The sequence below is a fragment of the Faecalimonas hominis genome, assembly GCF_054660755.1.
This window is the reverse complement of record NZ_BAAHSH010000019.1, coordinates 1-15841: the sequence shown is the minus strand read 5'-3', so window position 1 is coordinate 15841 and position 15841 is coordinate 1. Positions and strand designations below refer to the sequence as shown.

General features: G+C 37.4%; 15 protein-coding genes and 1 tRNA gene. 5 read left to right on the top strand and 11 right to left on the bottom strand.

What is annotated here, in order from left to right; genetic code table 11:
• The 8 genes from ACYQ35_RS02645 to argS all read right to left on the bottom strand — a co-directional run.
• Positions 1-1156: hypothetical protein (locus tag ACYQ35_RS02645; protein WP_459829960.1), on the bottom strand; the 1156-nt coding region annotated here is incomplete at its 3' end.
• A gap of 576 nt (positions 1157-1732) precedes the next feature.
• The gene (tsf, locus tag ACYQ35_RS02640) at positions 1733-2653 is read right to left on the bottom strand and encodes a translation elongation factor Ts (protein WP_459829957.1); all 921 of its coding nucleotides are present in this window, start codon (positions 2651-2653) and stop codon (positions 1733-1735) included.
• A gap of 87 nt (positions 2654-2740) precedes the next feature.
• A complete protein-coding gene (rpsB, locus tag ACYQ35_RS02635) occupies positions 2741-3487 on the bottom strand; it encodes a 30S ribosomal protein S2 (protein WP_009757197.1) in 747 nt (248 codons plus the stop codon).
• Positions 3488-3668: 181 nt separating this feature from the next.
• A complete protein-coding gene (locus ACYQ35_RS02630) occupies positions 3669-4862 on the bottom strand; it encodes a C40 family peptidase (protein ID WP_009757198.1) in 1194 nt (397 codons plus the stop codon).
• A gap of 161 nt (positions 4863-5023) precedes the next feature.
• On the bottom strand, positions 5024-6049 hold the full coding sequence (locus ACYQ35_RS02625; RefSeq protein WP_459829952.1) for a C40 family peptidase: 1026 nt from the start codon (positions 6047-6049) through the stop codon (positions 5024-5026).
• Positions 6050-6152: 103 nt separating this feature from the next.
• Positions 6153-7004 (bottom strand): CPBP family intramembrane glutamic endopeptidase, encoded by an 852-nt coding sequence (locus ACYQ35_RS02620; protein ID WP_009757200.1) that lies wholly within the window; start codon positions 7002-7004, stop codon positions 6153-6155.
• A gap of 30 nt (positions 7005-7034) precedes the next feature.
• On the bottom strand, positions 7035-8198 hold the full coding sequence (locus tag ACYQ35_RS02615; protein WP_009757201.1) for an alanyl-tRNA editing protein: 1164 nt from the start codon (positions 8196-8198) through the stop codon (positions 7035-7037).
• A gap of 2 nt (positions 8199-8200) precedes the next feature.
• Positions 8201-9967: an arginine--tRNA ligase gene (gene argS / locus ACYQ35_RS02610; protein WP_459829946.1), complete on the bottom strand. Its 1767-nt coding sequence runs from the start codon at positions 9965-9967 to the stop codon at positions 8201-8203.
• Positions 9968-10146: 179 nt separating this feature from the next.
• Between argS and ACYQ35_RS02605 the strand changes: the two genes are divergently transcribed.
• From ACYQ35_RS02605 to ACYQ35_RS02585, 5 genes are all read left to right on the top strand, one after another.
• Positions 10147-10785: a flavin reductase gene (locus ACYQ35_RS02605; protein WP_459829942.1), complete on the top strand. Its 639-nt coding sequence runs from the start codon at positions 10147-10149 to the stop codon at positions 10783-10785.
• Between the two features lie 28 nt (positions 10786-10813).
• Positions 10814-11716 carry a deoxyribonuclease IV gene (locus ACYQ35_RS02600; protein ID WP_459829963.1) on the top strand — a complete coding sequence of 301 codons (903 nt, stop codon included), beginning with the start codon at positions 10814-10816 and terminating at the stop codon, positions 11714-11716.
• A gap of 115 nt (positions 11717-11831) precedes the next feature.
• Complete coding sequence (locus ACYQ35_RS02595; protein ID WP_009757205.1) at positions 11832-12200, top strand: GntR family transcriptional regulator; 369 nt, start codon at positions 11832-11834, stop codon at positions 12198-12200.
• Positions 12201-12899, top strand: coding sequence for an ABC transporter ATP-binding protein (locus tag ACYQ35_RS02590; protein WP_009757206.1), 699 nt, complete (start codon positions 12201-12203; stop codon positions 12897-12899). It abuts the gene before it with no gap.
• Entirely contained in the window at positions 12893-13690 is a 798-nt protein-coding gene (locus ACYQ35_RS02585) for a hypothetical protein (protein WP_009757207.1), read from the top strand. The genes ACYQ35_RS02590 and ACYQ35_RS02585 overlap by 7 nt, the downstream gene beginning before the upstream one ends.
• 150 nt (positions 13691-13840) lie before the next feature.
• On the opposite strand, the gene pepV is transcribed toward ACYQ35_RS02585, so the two are convergent.
• The 3 genes from pepV to ACYQ35_RS02570 all read right to left on the bottom strand — a co-directional run bounded on the left by pepV (position 13841) and on the right by ACYQ35_RS02570 (position 15758).
• Positions 13841-15211 carry a dipeptidase PepV gene (pepV, locus tag ACYQ35_RS02580; protein WP_009757208.1) on the bottom strand — a complete coding sequence of 457 codons (1371 nt, stop codon included), beginning with the start codon at positions 15209-15211 and terminating at the stop codon, positions 13841-13843.
• 215 nt (positions 15212-15426) lie between these two features.
• Positions 15427-15498, bottom strand: a tRNA-Arg gene (locus ACYQ35_RS02575).
• Positions 15499-15566: 68 nt separating this feature from the next.
• The gene (locus tag ACYQ35_RS02570) at positions 15567-15758 is read right to left on the bottom strand and encodes a DUF5688 family protein (RefSeq protein ID WP_459829933.1); all 192 of its coding nucleotides are present in this window, start codon (positions 15756-15758) and stop codon (positions 15567-15569) included.
• Between the last annotated feature and the right edge of the window lie 83 nt (positions 15759-15841).

Here is a 15841-nt window from a genome sequence, read left to right as displayed (position 1 = left end):
ATCTTGACATAGGACCATAAACCGCCAAAAATAATTGCTTACATTCTTTTTGACTAACATTCTTTTTACTCATTCCATGTAATAAAAAATTTCTGTTTAATACCTTTGTATCTAATTGAAAATCTTTGCCATTTTCAAACAATTTCGTTAAATATGCTATAAGATTATTCATTTGAAGTAAGAAAAAACTTTGTTGTAAAAGATCTTCCTTTAATCCACTTTTTTTTATTTTTTCAAAAAATCTACTATCGCCTTTTCTCCTACTTCCCTTTTTAACTGGCTGACGTTTATATATCATTCCATCTATCATAGAACACAATATCATCGCACAAGCCTTATAACACTTATTATTATAACAATATATAGCTTCATTTAAATCCTTATGATTTAGTCGCATTCCTTGTAAATTCGAAAACAAATCTTCCATATCATTTTTTCTCAAATATCGTAAAGCTATTTTATCTCTTTCCGACTTATCAGCAATTTTTGTTTTAAATAAACCCGCAGGTGCATGCGGAATTATTGTCCATCCATTTTCGCCCCAATACTTCATTCCCTCATTCCAATCATCCCAATTAAATTCTGGTAATGAGCTTTTAATTTTTGCCAAGGAATCGCTTATCTGATTTTGAATACCTCTAACGATATCATTAAACCCTGAAAATACTGATGAAAAATCATATTTCTGGATTTGGGCAAACAGATTATTTCTCATTGTCGCAATTTTTTTCTGTATTTCTAACATTCCACTTTTCATGTTTTCAAAAGTGTACTTATTATACTGTTTTACCGCATTTTCAAATTTTTTATATTCATCGTTTTCGTCATGATTTTCGTCATAGAATTCTTTCAACTTCCTATTTTGTTCTAATAATACCTTTATATATTTTTTACATGGTTCTGTTGGATCGTTTAAAATATCATTGATACTTGGACTACCTTCCCCTGTTTTATTTATTTCCAATTGTAGAATTTTTGCAATTTTATTTTTCCAATTTTCCTCATTTATATCTTCTATTAACTGTTCATAAACATAAATCGAAAAAATTGGTTTTATCTTATAGCTATTATTTGCTATCGATATTACATATTCCTTTTGCTCTGGAACATCAATAACTATTGTATCATCAGCTTCTGATATAACATCTTTTTCCATACTTTTACCTCGTTATTCTTTAGTCAACGATTCCAAATTTATTAAACACTTTTTCAACGTATATAATATATCACAATTCTGCCTTTTTGCTCTTCATTTTTAATTATACCACCTGTTTTGTGACTTTCTCATGCTAGGAAACAAAGTATTCTATAATATACCTCACCATCTAACTTTTCTCTATTATAATCTCAATTTCTCTTTTCATTAATCGGAAAATATTTCCACGATAGTTTATGAAAAGTTGGGGAATCTTACGCTATCATACGTTAAAAGTTGGGTAAATATTGGGGAGTTACACTATTCCCCAACAAAATAAAACAAGCAATCTCCGCTCACTTATTTCAGAAGAATGAGGCGAAGTTTCATACGACAGTTGGGGAATTGAAATTCCCCAACTCACTCCCCAACTTTTACCCAATTCCATGCATAAATAGCGATAATTTACGATAAGTCAAAATTTATTCCCCAACACGCAAAAAAACCTTGAATCATCCCATTTTCATAGGAAATTCAAGGTTTTTCGTTGATTTACATGATAATAATACGGTTCAAATTCTTATGCGAACTGTAAGATTATGCGTTCATCTGTGCAGCTACTTCAGCAGCGAAATCTTCATTCTTTTTCTCAAGACCTTCACCTGTCTCAAAACGAACGAATCTCTTAACTGTTACATTTGCACCGTTTTCTTTAGCAACTTTTTCTACATATTTAGCTACTGTGTAATCGCTATCCTGTACATATACCTGATCTAATAAACAAATTTCTTTTAATTCTTTGTTTAAACGTCCGATAATCATTTTTTCAATGATGTTATCCGGTTTTTCAGGATTTTCTGTTTTTGCCTGTGCTAATAAAATTTCTTTTTCGTGTTCTAAGTAGTCTGCTGCTACTTCATCACGAGAAACATATTTTGGTGACATTGCTGCTACCTGCATTGCTACATTTCTTAAGCAGCCTTTGATTTCGTCGTTTACAACGTCTGCATCTGCTTCGATTAAAACACCGATTCTTCCGCCACCGTGAATGTATGATACTACACAGCCTTCTGTCTCAACTTTTTCAAATCTTCTGATGTTTAAGTTTTCTCCGATTACAGAAATTTTTTCTGTTAAAACTTCTTTTACTGTTTTTGAGTTGTCTGATACCCATGCTTCTGCTAAGAAAGCATCAATGTCAGTTGCGTTTGTATTTAAAGCCTGATTTGCAACTTCTTCTACATATGTCTGGAAGTCTGCATTTTTAGCAACGAAGTCTGTTTCAGAGTTTACTTCAACGATTGCTGCCACTTTATCATCTTTAACGATAGCTTTAACGATACCTTCTGCTGCGATTCTTCCTGCTTTTTTGTCTGCTTTAGCCTGACCATTCTTTCTTAAGAATTCAACTGCCTCGTCCATGTTACCGTTTGTTTCATTAAGAGCTTTTTTGCAGTCCATCATACCTGCACCTGTCATTTCTCTTAATTCTTTTACCATACTTGCTGTAATTGCCATGATAATTTCCTCCATATGAAATATTATTTGTTTCTTTAAAAAATGCTTCAACCTTTCGTTAGGCTGAAGCATTTATGTTTGAAATTCTTACGCTTCTTCAGCTGCTTCTACTTCTTCTGCAACTTCTTCGTATACGTCTTCAACACCTGTTGTTCCCTGATTTGCTTCAATAACAGCATCTGCCATTTTTGCTACAATTAATTTAACGGCTCTGATTGCATCATCGTTACCAGGAATTACATAGTCTAATTCTTCTGGATCACAGTTTGTATCAGCGATACCGATTAATGGAATACCAAGTGTGTGTGCTTCCTGAACACAGATTCTTTCTTTTTTAGGGTCAACTACGAAGATTGCATCTGGTGCTTTCTTCATATCTTTGATTCCACCTAAGTTCTTTTCAAGTTTATCCCATTCTTTTTTGATTTCGATAACTTCTTTTTTAGGTAATACATCGAATGTTCCATCTTCAGACATTCTTTCGATATCTTTTAAGCGGGCAATTCTGCTCTGGATTGTTTTGAAGTTTGTAAGCATTCCACCTAACCATCTTTCGTTTACGTAGAACATTCCACAACGTTCTGCTTCAGTTTTGATAGCGTCCTGAGCCTGTTTTTTAGTTCCTACAAAAAGAATTGTTCCACCTTCTGCTGCGATATCAGACATTGCTTTGTATGCTTCATCTACTTTTCCTACAGATTTCTGTAAGTCGATGATGTAGATTCCGTTTCTTTCTGTGTAGATGTACTCAGCCATTTTAGGGTTCCATCTTCTTGTCTGATGTCCAAAGTGAACACCTGCTTCTAATAATTGTTTCATTGAAATAACACTCATGTTTTTTCCTCCATTGGTTTTTACTTCCGTATGCTTCTACTCCTTAAGACCGACTTTATCAGTTTAGGCACCGTTAAGGCTCACCACATACGTGTTTTTTTGCGACTATCATAGTATAGCATATGAATTTTACCGGTGCAAGAAGTTTTCTTTATATTTTACCTATATTTTCAATTCTTTCCTACCAATATCTTCTAATCGCTAAAATTGTTCTATATGTAGCTGTTCCTGTTTTTATTCCGCCTTGTGGATATGGTTTTGGGTTTGACGCGTGTACAATACGTCCTCCACCAATATAAATTGCCACATGACCGTCATAACAGATAATATCTCCCGGAAGGGCATTAGCCAATCCATTCACCGCTTTTCCGCCGTATCTTTGTTCTTTAGAATTTCTCGGCACTCCTGAAATACCACAAATCGCATGGATTTTAGATGTAAATCCGGAGCAGTCAATTCCATTATATAAGTCATTTCCGCCCCATACATATGGATTTCCCACATATTTCAAGCCTTCATTTGCAATCTGCTGTCCCTTAGATGCATTTGATGGTTTGTCTTCCGCTTCAGGCTCCGTCGGTTTTGACGGTTTATCCGGTTTTGACGGCTTTGACGGTTTATCCGGTTTTGGGGTTGATGGTTTGTCTTCCTCATCTTTGTCATTATTATCATTATTTGATGACGGTCTGTTTGTTTGTGGTTTTGACGGTTTTGTATCAGACAGTTCTGCTTCCATCTGTTGTGTCTGTTGTTCTAAACGTCTCGCTTCTTCTTCTGCCTGTCTCTGTGCATTTGCTAACTGTACATCAAAATCCGCAACCTGTGTTTTCATCGTCTCGATAGTTGTCTTCAACTCTTTTTCCTGCTGTTCATATGTAGTCGCCATAAACTCCATATCTGCTTTTCCGGATTCCAAATCCTGTTTAAGTGTTGCCACTTTTTCTTTTGATTTTTTATATTCATTCAACATTTTTCTATCGTAAGAATGAACATTTTTCATATATTCAACCTGATTGATAACTTCTCCAAAACTTTCCGCACCAAGCAGCGCAGAAATTTCATTACCGTCACCATTTTCATACATATATTTAATGCGAATCAGCATTTGTTTATACTGTTCTTCTTCTTTTTTCTTTGCTTCCTGTAAATCCTTGTCTGCCAATGTAATTTTCGCTTCCTGATTTCTAATATCACCCTTTAATACTTCAAAATCAGTCAATAATGTTACCAGTTTGCTGTTAGCATCTTCAAGTTTCTTTTCTGTTTCCTCCTTATTCTGTTCAATCTGATTTACATTTGGAGAAGCCAGTGCAGGAACTACAATCAATGAACTTGTAATAACCGTTGCAATAAATATTTTTTTAATCTTTTTCATCATATTCCTCCCAAATATGAACCCTTATTATCTACTTACATATAGTTTTAACATACTACACTTCTTTTTATCTTTCAACACTTTTTGACAAAATTTCACTAACACATTTTTCCAGCACAACGACAAAAGAGGAATTGCTCACACAATTCCTCTCATTTCTTTTACCAATATCTTTTAAACCACGGTGAACCGTATACTGATGCAACTTTAACAACATCGCCCGGCTTCGGCGCATGAATCATCTGTCCTCCACCGATGTAAATTCCAACATGTCCACTGTAACATACAAGGTCTCCCGGCAATGCACTTGCCATATTCGCAACTCTCTTTCCTCCGGCACCCTGTGCTCCTGAAGAATGTGACAGGTAAATACCTGCTGCCTGATGCGCTCTCATTGTTAAACCTGAACAGTCAATACCTGATTTGGATTCTCCACCCCATACATAAGGTGTTCCTAAATAACTGTATGCCGTACTTACAATAATAGATGCTTTGCTTGAGTCTGATGGTATATTAACAGCCTCATCGTTATTTGAAGAGCCGCCCTTGTTTCCACCGTTATTGCTTCTTTCAGCAGCCTTTCTTGCCGCTTCTTCTCTTGCTGCTTCAATCTGTGTATCGAAGTTTGCAATCTCACCCTGTTTTTCTTTGATTGTATCGTCTAATTTCTGTTTATCTTTTTCAAAGTCTTTCTGCATTTTCTCAATATCAGAAAGTTCTTTCTCTAAACCTGATTTTAACTTTGTAATCTGTTTCTTTGTCTTCTCATACTCTGTTAACATCTTTCTGTCATAATCATGTACGTTTTCAACGTATTCCGCTTCACTTAACACTTCGCCCATTCCATCTGATGATAACAGACCTTCCACGAAACTTGTATCTCCTGCTTCGTACATATATTTGATACGATACAGCATCTTTTCATACTGTTCTTTTTCTTTCTTTTCTGCCTCTTTTAATTTTGCAGTAGCCTCTGTTACTTCTTTTCCCTTAGTAACCAAATCCTCTTCCACTTTATTGATTTTATTCATTAAAGATGCCAATTCAGACTGAAGAGAATCCACTTCCTTCTGAGTTGCTTTTTTATTCTGCTCTAAATCATTTACGCTTGGTGTCGCCAATACAGGTGTGACTACCAATGAAGCCGCTAAAACGGATACGCCCAAAACTTTTCCAAATTTTTTCATGATTTAACCTTCCTATTACATTATTATTAAATTCAACAAGGTAAGTATACTTCATCTGTTTTGATTTTTCAATACTTTTTTAACATTTCTGTAACATTCTATTTTAAGTTTCCGTTTTCGCTTCTTTCTTAAACAGTTTTTGCATAAGTACAAAGAAACTAGATGCTGCCGCACCACATATAACCGTGACAATTCCAACGCGTATGACATTTCCAAATATCCATGTATACATTCCGCATTCTGTTCCAATTACACTTGTCAGATTTATGACTGTATGGAATAAAATCGATGCCTTTAAACTTCCGTATTTTTCATATATATATACTGCAAGGTATCCCAAAACAAAGCCATAAATTGCCTGCACAAGATTTCCATGATAAAGCCCAAACATTAAGGCACTAAAAAGCATCGCCTTTTCTCTTTTCATAATAAATGACAGACGTTTGTAAATAATCCCTCTAAACATAAATTCTTCTGCAATCGGAACGACAAGCCCCAGACCGATAAGTTGTATGAGAAAATTCTCTTTGTACAAGGCCGCTGTCGTTTCCTCATATGTTCCGCTGTATGCGGCAACATTTCCCAGTACAAGAAGATTGTTCAACCCAATGCAGGCCGTAATTCCCAGTCCGATTATGACTGCGTATTTCAGAATCGGCACCCGCTCTCTTTCTGCAATCCCAATCTCTTTTTCATATTTTGTATCTTTCCTGTACATCAGCCAAAAAAGCGGAATAACGCAAAGCGCCACCACAGATGTAATCAATGTTAAATGGGACATGAATACTTTCATTACAGCCGCCGTTGTTTCTTCAACATTTATAACTCCTCCCTTTTGTATTTCAGGAATCATGATAATGAGTGAAGCAATAATTTCCACAACAAGCGACACTGCATAATAAACCAAAAACGGAGAAATGATGGCAAATACTCCTATCCTTCTCTTTTTTTCCATATTTCTTTCCTCTCTTTCTTTATCACCTGCTTATTTTCCTAATACGCTGCAAGCGAAAAACTGATAAATCTCACTCTCCATTCCCTTTAATGACCCCTGTACCATTTCCGGCTTTCCGCCGCCTCTTCCCGAAAATGTTTCGTTTAGGCTTTTCGCTATCGGACGGGTGTCAACACTTCGGCTTCCCACTACATAGCGATAGCCCTCACTGTCGTTTCCAAAGAATACCCCACATATTTTTACATCTTTTTCTAACAGTAAATTCACTAATTCACGCGGAGCATTTCCGCTTAATTCCGAATCAAACAGACAGACTGTTTCCTGTCCCGGCTCAATCCGGCTCGCCTTGCTTCTCAATAATTTATCCTGCAATAAAGCAATCTCATTTTTCAATTGTGCTTTTTCCTCTTTTAATTGTTCTACCGCCTCATCAATCTCATTTTCTTTTGCTGACATCAAAACAGAAACTTTTCTCACACTCGCCTCTTTCTCATTGTAATCGGCCAGCGCTCTAAAACCGCAAAGCATGGTAATTCGCACTCCGCCTTTATAGTTCTGCACGTTTGTCAGTTTTATCAAACCGATTTCGCCCGTCTTTTTCACATGTGGCGCACAGCAGGCACATACATCATAGCCATCGATTGTCACAATACGAATTTGTCCCTCAATTTCAATTTTACTTCGATATTCTATTGTATGCAATTCTTCTTTTGTCGGATAATCAACTTGTATGTCCAGATTTTTTACAACCGCCCCATTAGCCAACAATTCTATTTCCCTTAACTGCTCTTTTGTCAACACTCCGTCAAAATCCATTGTGACGGTGTCCTGTCCCAGATGAAAGCCTACATTATTATAACCATACTTCCGATGAATCAGGCCGGAGACAATATGTTCCCCTGAATGCTGCTGCATTTTAGAAAATCTCTCTTCCCAGTCTATTTTTCCCGTCACCGTCTTTCCTTGTTCCAAAGGTTTCTCAGTCATATGATAAAGTATCCCGTCTTTCTCCTGCACATCAAATACTCTGACACCATCGAGAGTTCCTGTGTCCGCGCTCTGTCCGCCGCCCTCAGAAAAAAAGGCAGTCCTGTTAAGAACTACCTTGTAATATTTTTCTTCCTTCTCACAGGATTCTACACTTGCCGTAAACTCTGCCAAATGACTGTCTTTATAAAACAATTTTTCTGTCATCTTTACATCCTTTCCGGAGCCTCAAATCCCAGCATATCAACACACGCTTCAAACACTTCTTTTGTTAAAAGCAGCATAGAAATAAAACTTTTCTGTCTTTCTTCGTTTTCTTCCGCAAGAATCTTTGTCTCATGATAGAAACGGTTGAAAGCGTTTGCAAGTTCATATACATATGCACAAATCTTATGCGGCGCTTTTTCTTCATAAGCAGTTTCAATTACAGAATTAAATTTTGTAATTTCAAGCATGAGTGCTTTTTCGCTGTCGGATACCGCCTTCTTGACAGATGCTCTTGCCGGAGTTGTTTTCATCTCCGTATATTTTGCCAGAATAGATTTGATACGCACAATTGTATATAAAATGTATGGCCCTGTATTTCCCTCAAAAGAAGTAAATCTGTCTACGTCAAACACATAATCTTTTGATGCCTGATTAGATAAATCTCCATACTTAATCGCAGATAAACCGACGATTTTAGCAGTTTTGCGCGCTTCCTCTTCCTCGATGGCACGGTTTTCCATGATTTTTCCGTACATTCTTTCTTCAATGTCTCCGATAAGATTTTCAAGACGCATAACGCCCCCTTCTCTTGTCTTAAACGGCTTGCCATCTTTTCCATTCATTGTTCCAAATCCGATAAATGTAAGTTTTGTATCATCTTTTACAATATGTGCTTTTCTTGCGCTTCTGAACACCTGTACAAAATGTAATTCCTGGCGTTTATCTACTACATAAATCACCTCATCAGGATTGTACAGTTTTTCACGTTCGATTAAAGTTGCAAGATCTGTTGTTCCATATAATGACGCCCCGTCCGATTTCAAAATCATACATGGCGGGATTTCTTTTGTGTCTGTCTCTTCTTTTACATCAATCACCAAAGCACCGTCATCATATCTTGCATAACCTTCTTTTTTCAGGTATTCCACCATATCCGGAATATACGGTTGCGCGTCGGATTCCCCTTTCCAAAGGTCAAAATCCACATTCAGGTTTGCATAGTTCTTCTTTAAATCGGCAACAGATACACGCATAATGTGTTTCCATATTGCAGTATATCCTTTATGTCCGTTCTGCAATAAATATGTTGCGTGAAGCGCCTCTTCCTTATAATCGTCATGTTCTTTTGCATAAGCGCTGGCTGTCGGATAAATCTCCTCAAGTTCATCAATCGTAAATGGCGCTTCTTCCGGATATTCCCCTGCAAAATTTTCATCAAAATACGGCAGTTCCGGTTTACGTTTTTTCAATTCCGTAATGATCAGTCCCATCTGGTATCCCCAGTCTCCCAAATGAACGTCACCGATAACTTCATCTCCCATAAAACGTGCAATACGTTTAACACTCTCACCGATAATTGCTGTACGCAAATGTCCCACATGCAATGGTTTAGCCACATTTGCTCCGCCGTAGTCAATAACGATTGTCTTAGGTTCTTCATTCTGCTCAAGTCCTAAATGGTCGTCTTCACTCATTTTGTTCAGATAATCCGCAACGAATTCCTCACTCAATTTAATATTAATAAATCCCGGATTTACCGCTTCCACTTTAGAAATTGCTTCACTGTTCTGTAATTTTTCAACAACATCTCCCGCAATCATAATCGGCGCTTTTTTATATGCCTTTGCCGCAGCCATCGCACCGTTACACTGGTATTCACATAAATCAGGGCGGTTTGATAAAGTTACCTTCCCATACTTCGCCTCATAACCGGACTCTTCAAAAGCCTTCTCTAATTCTCCACTGATAATATCTGCTATCTTCTTCATAGTGCCTCCTTGTATATATAAATCCTATATCACATATAATAAGTAATATTTGTTATACTTTGTATATTTTATCATATGAGATAATGAACAACAACCATATATTTCAAAACCTTTCTTGCCTTTTTCTCGTATTCATGCTATTATATCAGTAACAATTACTATTATTAAGGAGGTTTATTATGAATAAAAATGTATTTCGCAACTTTTCGTACGGAGTTTATCTTATTTCTTCTTTAGATAAAGAAAGGCCATCCGGCTGCATTGCCAACAGCGCCATGCAGATTACTTCCGCACCTGCAACCATTGCCATCAGCATCAATCATGATAACTTTACAAATGAATGTATTCGCCAATCCGGGCAGTTTGCCATTTCCATTTTGTCAGAAAACACTTCTCCCGATCTAATTGGGCAGTTCGGTTTCCAATCAGGCAAAGATGTGAATAAGTTTGACACGATTCCATTCCAAACTGTATCAGGACTTCCAATACCTGATGACTGCTGCGGATATGTTACCTGCAAGGTTATTGACACAATGGAAACTTCTACTCACACCGTTTTTCTCGGCGAAGTAACAGATGGAGATATTTTAAAAGATGAACCTCCAATGACATATGCTTACTACCACAAAGTTGTCAAGGGAAAAAGTCCTAAAAATGCCCCTACCTACATTCCCGAAGACTCTTCCTCCTCAACGAAGCACTGGGTTTGCGGCGTATGTGGATATATTTATGACGGGGATACTCCTTTTGAGGAATTACCTGACACATATCAATGTCCAATTTGCAAAGTGACAAAAGATAAATTTGAATATAAATAAACAGACAGTTAAGAAAGGATACAATATGTTGAAATTAGGTTCTCATGTAGGAATGAGCGGAAAAGAAATGTTATTAGGCTCAGCCAAAGAGGCAGTTTCCTACGGCGCAAATACCTTTATGTTTTATACCGGCGCTCCACAAAACACAAAAAGAAAAGAGATTTCCGAGTTAAATATTGAACCGGCATGGGCATATATGAAAGAACACAACATCAACGAAATCGTTGTGCATGCTCCGTATATTATCAATCTTGCAAATACAGTCAGGCCGGAGACTTTTGAATTAGCGGTAGATTTTCTCCGCTTAGAACTGGAACGTGCCTCTGCCTGCAAAAGTAATACTTTAATTTTACACCCGGGTGCTCATGTGGGAGCGGGAACTGATGCGGGAATCGAACAGATTGCCAAAGGAATTAACGAAGTTCTGACAAAAGATACTACCTGCAATATCGCTCTTGAGACAATGGCGGGAAAAGGGACGGAAATCGGAAGAACTTTTGAAGAACTGGCACAGATTTATGACAAAGTTGTTTATAACGATAAACTACGCGTCTGTTTCGACACCTGTCATACAAACGACAGCGGATACGACATTGTCAACGATTTTGACGGTGTAATCGAAAAATTTGATAAATTAATCGGTAAAGACCAGATTGCTGTTTTTCACATCAATGACAGCAAAAATGTTCTCGGTGCAAAAAAGGACCGACACGCCAATTTAGGTTTTGGTGAAATTGGCTTTGATGCCATTTCTTATATTGTACACCACAAAGATTTTGAAGAAATCCCTAAAATTTTGGAGACACCTTATATCCCGTCGCCAACAAAGGCAAAGAAATCTTACGCACCTTATCGGTATGAGATAGAAATGCTACGTGCAAATGCTTTTCAGACGAACATTATAGATACCATTCTTCAAGACAATGAATAACACGAAACTCCTCTTTCACGGGGAGTTTTTTCTTGACTAATTTATATATGTGTTTTATTATTGTATTAGATATATAATACAATATGTTATTTTAAATAAAGGAGATGATAATTTTATGGCATGGGACTTGGACAACGACCGCCCTATTTATCTGCAAATCATGGAACGAATTTCTCATGATATTATTGCCGGCACTTACCACGCAGGCGATAAACTACCTTCTGTACGTGATTTAGCTCTGGAAGCGGCAGTTAATCCCAACACAATGCAGAAAGCACTATCAGAATTAGAGAGGCAGGGACTCGTATATTCTCAAAGGACAAGCGGACGTTTTATTACGGAGGATACAAAAATGTTAAACAAATTAAAGGCCGACATGGCTGAGGAGCATATTCGTGAATTTTTAGAAAAGATGAAACATTTAGGTTTTCCGAAAGAAGAAATTCTAGCATTAATTGAACAGACTATGAAGGAGGAACGTTAAATGAAACCAATAATAGAGTGCCGTTCACTCACAAAAAAGTATGGTGATTTCTATGCTTTAGATAATTTGAACCTCACACTGTCACGAGGAGAAATCATCGGCCTTTTAGGTCCAAACGGAAGCGGCAAAACAACTTTAATCAAATTACTGAACGGTTTGCTCACATTGACTTCCGGTGAAATCTATATTGATGGCGAGCCGCTCGGAATCAAAACAAAAAAAATCGTGGCTTATCTCCCTGAGAGAACTTATTTAAACGCCCACAGAAAAGTTAAGGATATCATCTCTTATTTCGAAGATTTCTATGACAACTTCGATTCCGAGAGAGCATACCGTATGTTAAAGCATTTGGAAATCAACCCTGACGCAAGACTTAAATCTCTCTCGAAAGGGACGAAGGAAAAGGTACAACTCATTCTCGTTATGAGCAGAGACGCTGATCTTTATATTTTAGATGAACCGATTGGTGCCGTTGATCCCGCTGCAAGAGATTATATTTTAAATACTATTCTTACGAACTATAATGAAAATGCTACCATTTTGTTATCGACTCATTTGATTCACGATATCGAAAATATTTTGGACAGAGTTATCTTTATACAAAACGGACACGTTATTCTTAACTCGACTGTAGATGAGATCCGAACGGAAAAGAGACAATCTGTAGACACATTATTCAGGGAGGTATTCAAATGTTAACAAAACTAATTAAATACGACTTAAAATCACTTTCCCGTGTCCTGATTCCGGCAAATATACTTCTGCTTATTTATTCTTTTTTGGCGCGGTGCGTAATTACTTCGGAATTATATAACGACCTTCCATACTTTGTTATCGGACTCGGAATCACAACGTACATCATTCTTCTTGTACTAATCAATTATATAACACTTTTTGCGGTTCTTTATCGTTTTTACAAAAACCTTTTTACTGATGAAGGCTATTTAACACTGACACTGCCGGTAACACCTTCCCAGCATTTACTTGCCAAAACAATCAGTGGTACATTTTGGGTTGTTTTAAGTTATGCAGTTATAACCATATCCATTCTGATGCTTGTTCTTGTTCCGGACGTAATAAAGCATTCTGACATGATTATGAGTGAATTGACGAAGAGTCTTGAAATGCCTGCTTCTTTCTTTTTCATTTCAACTTTTATGGTTGGACTTATTTCATGTTTTTTTGCTTTACCGTTTTATTATGTCTGCATTGCGTTGGGACAGTTATTTAACAAACACCGTATACTTGCCGCTGTCATTCTCTTCTTCGCTCTTTCCAGCGTAGTGAGCGTGATAAGTCTTATTATACTGTTTGTAGTGGGAGCATTTCCGCTTCTCTTCGGACCTGCCTCCAACCTTTCAGAAATGACAAATGTCTCGCATCTGCTGTCAACTTCTTATGGAGTCAGCTGCATCATTATGGTTATTCAGGGAGTTCTTTCTTATGTAGTAACATTGTACATTATGAAGAAAAAAATTAATTTAGAATAGGTCAAGGGACTGTTGCAAAAGTAGATGAACACTCTGCCGGAGCAACAGTTCCTTTTTTCCACTTAATACTGTATCAAAAGAAAAAGACAATCCATTTCTTAATTGAACTGTCTTTCCCGTTTCTCTATTCGGTTTTCATTTCTTTTTTATTTATCTCTGAGCGAGTTCATACATTGCCGTAGCGACAATCTGGAATGATTTCATTAATTTATCAATTTCCGCATATTCATTTGGCTGATGAATCACATCGTCGTCTCCCGGGAAGATAGGACCAAATGCTACCATGTTATCAAATGCTTTTGCGTATGTACCACCGCCAATCGCAATCGGCTCTTCTGTGCTTCCTGTGTATTCACGGTACACGCCCATCAATTTCTGTACCAATTCAGATTCTTTAGATACATACAGAAGTTTTCCTGTCTGTTCTACCTCCGCATCTAAACCATATTCTTTTGCCTTTTCTTTGATTGTCTCTGTTATCTTTACGTTGTCCGCATTGTTTGGATAACGCACATCTAATGTAAAGAATAATTTATCCTCTGTACAGTTTACCACTCCGAAACATACTGAAGTTTCTCCTGTCTCTTCATCGTTGGCGTATACGCCTAATGTTTCTCCTTTTGTTTCCGTATTGATTTTATCCAATACGAAATCAATCATCTTCTGTAAATCTCCGCCTAAATCAATTCCATTTTCTTTCAATGCAGTAAATAACTGAATTGCCGCATTCTGTCCTAAGTGAGGGAGACTTCCGTGTGCTCCTCTTCCTGAAGATACAATCACTGTCTTTCCATCTTCTTTTGTTACGGAAATATGGTCTGTTGCAGGAAAATCAAAATCTCCCTCCACTACCATTGTACATTTTGGTGTAACAACATTCTTTGCCGTACCTCCCGTGATTGAAATTACTTTGACCGTTGAAGGATTCTCCACTTTCTTTGTCACTTCCCAGAAAATCTGCCCCTTCTCACAGAAGATTACAGGATATTCCGCATCAGGAGTAAATCCAATCGTCGGCTTTTCTCCTCCCACTTTAATATAATGCTGTACGCATGACGAGCCGTTCTCCTCATCTGTTCCAATCATTACACGGATTCTTCTGTCTATTGGAAGTCCTAAATCTTTGATGGCTTTCATCGCATAAATTGCTCCGATTGTAGGTCCTTTATCATCTAACACACCGCGTCCGTACATCTTTCCATCATGTACTTCGCAGCCAAGCGGATCATAATCCCAGCCTTCTCCCAATGGTACAATATCAACGTGTCCTAAAACACCTACCATCTCTTCACCTTCACCGTATTCAATCCAACCTACTCTGTTGTCAACATTTCCTGTCCTGAATCCTAATTTTTCTCCCAATGCGAGCAAATGATCTAATGCAGCCTTTGGCCCCTCACCATAAGGCGCTCCCTCTTTTGCTTCGCTTTTCACACTTTCAATTGCAACACTTTCACGGATTGACGCAAAAATGTCCTCTTTTAATTCCAGCATTCTTTCATCTAGTTTTTCATTTCTCATGTTGTCATGCCCTCTCTTCCTACTTAAATTAATTATCTCTAGTTTATCTGAAATGTCACAATAAAGCAAGCACTCTTTCACTTTAATTTCATAAAATTTAATCAAAGTTGATTTTCAGATATACAAAAAGATTGCATTAAAAAAGGATTCTTATGTTTCACCATAAAAATCCTTCTGCGTTCATAAAAATATTTTGTTAAAATAATGATAAGATACACATCTAGGCGGATTCGAACCGCCGCTCATGCCTCCGGAGGGCATTGCTCTATCCCCTGAGCTATAGATGCATACTTGCATTTGCCATTTTCTCCAAATGCCCTATTAGTTTAACACATTTTTCTTCAAAAGTAAAGAATCAACTCATCTTCTTCGCCCGAATATCATAAAAGTAAACCCGATTGGATAAAACCTCCTCTTCCTCCACCTGTGTTTCATTTATTTCCGTGACCATTCTTTCCATTTCTTCCCGGCTTGGCGCTTTGCTCTCCGGAACTATAATCAATAGCGATAGGTAAGGTCTGAGTAGAGGACTGACTCCACTTTCCACCTTTTCCCCCGCTCCGCACCGTACGTGAGACTTTCACCTCATACGGCGCTCCATCAAATTAAACCTATTTACTCAATTATGGC

Excerpts from the sequence above, each read along its gene's own strand:
- ACYQ35_RS02630 (WP_009757198.1), bottom strand. The coding sequence starts at position 4,862 with ATGAAAAAGATTAAAAAAATATTTATTGCAACGGTTATTACAAGTTCA.
- ACYQ35_RS02620 (WP_009757200.1), bottom strand. The coding sequence starts at position 7,004 with ATGGAAAAAAAGAGAAGGATAGGAGTATTTGCCATCATTTCTCCGTTT.
- ACYQ35_RS02585 (WP_009757207.1), top strand. The coding sequence starts at position 12,893 with ATGTTAACAAAACTAATTAAATACGACTTAAAATCACTTTCCCGTGTC.
- argS (WP_459829946.1), bottom strand. The coding sequence starts at position 9,967 with ATGAAGAAGATAGCAGATATTATCAGTGGAGAATTAGAGAAGGCTTTT.
- ACYQ35_RS02615 (WP_009757201.1), bottom strand. The coding sequence starts at position 8,198 with ATGACAGAAAAATTGTTTTATAAAGACAGTCATTTGGCAGAGTTTACG.
- rpsB (WP_009757197.1), bottom strand. The coding sequence starts at position 3,487 with ATGAGTGTTATTTCAATGAAACAATTATTAGAAGCAGGTGTTCACTTT.
- ACYQ35_RS02625 (WP_459829952.1), bottom strand. The coding sequence starts at position 6,049 with ATGAAAAAATTTGGAAAAGTTTTGGGCGTATCCGTTTTAGCGGCTTCA.
- tsf (WP_459829957.1), bottom strand. The coding sequence starts at position 2,653 with ATGGCAATTACAGCAAGTATGGTAAAAGAATTAAGAGAAATGACAGGT.
- pepV (WP_009757208.1), bottom strand. The coding sequence starts at position 15,211 with ATGAGAAATGAAAAACTAGATGAAAGAATGCTGGAATTAAAAGAGGAC.
- ACYQ35_RS02590 (WP_009757206.1), top strand. The coding sequence starts at position 12,201 with ATGAAACCAATAATAGAGTGCCGTTCACTCACAAAAAAGTATGGTGAT.
- ACYQ35_RS02605 (WP_459829942.1), top strand. The coding sequence starts at position 10,147 with ATGAATAAAAATGTATTTCGCAACTTTTCGTACGGAGTTTATCTTATT.
- ACYQ35_RS02595 (WP_009757205.1), top strand. The coding sequence starts at position 11,832 with ATGGCATGGGACTTGGACAACGACCGCCCTATTTATCTGCAAATCATG.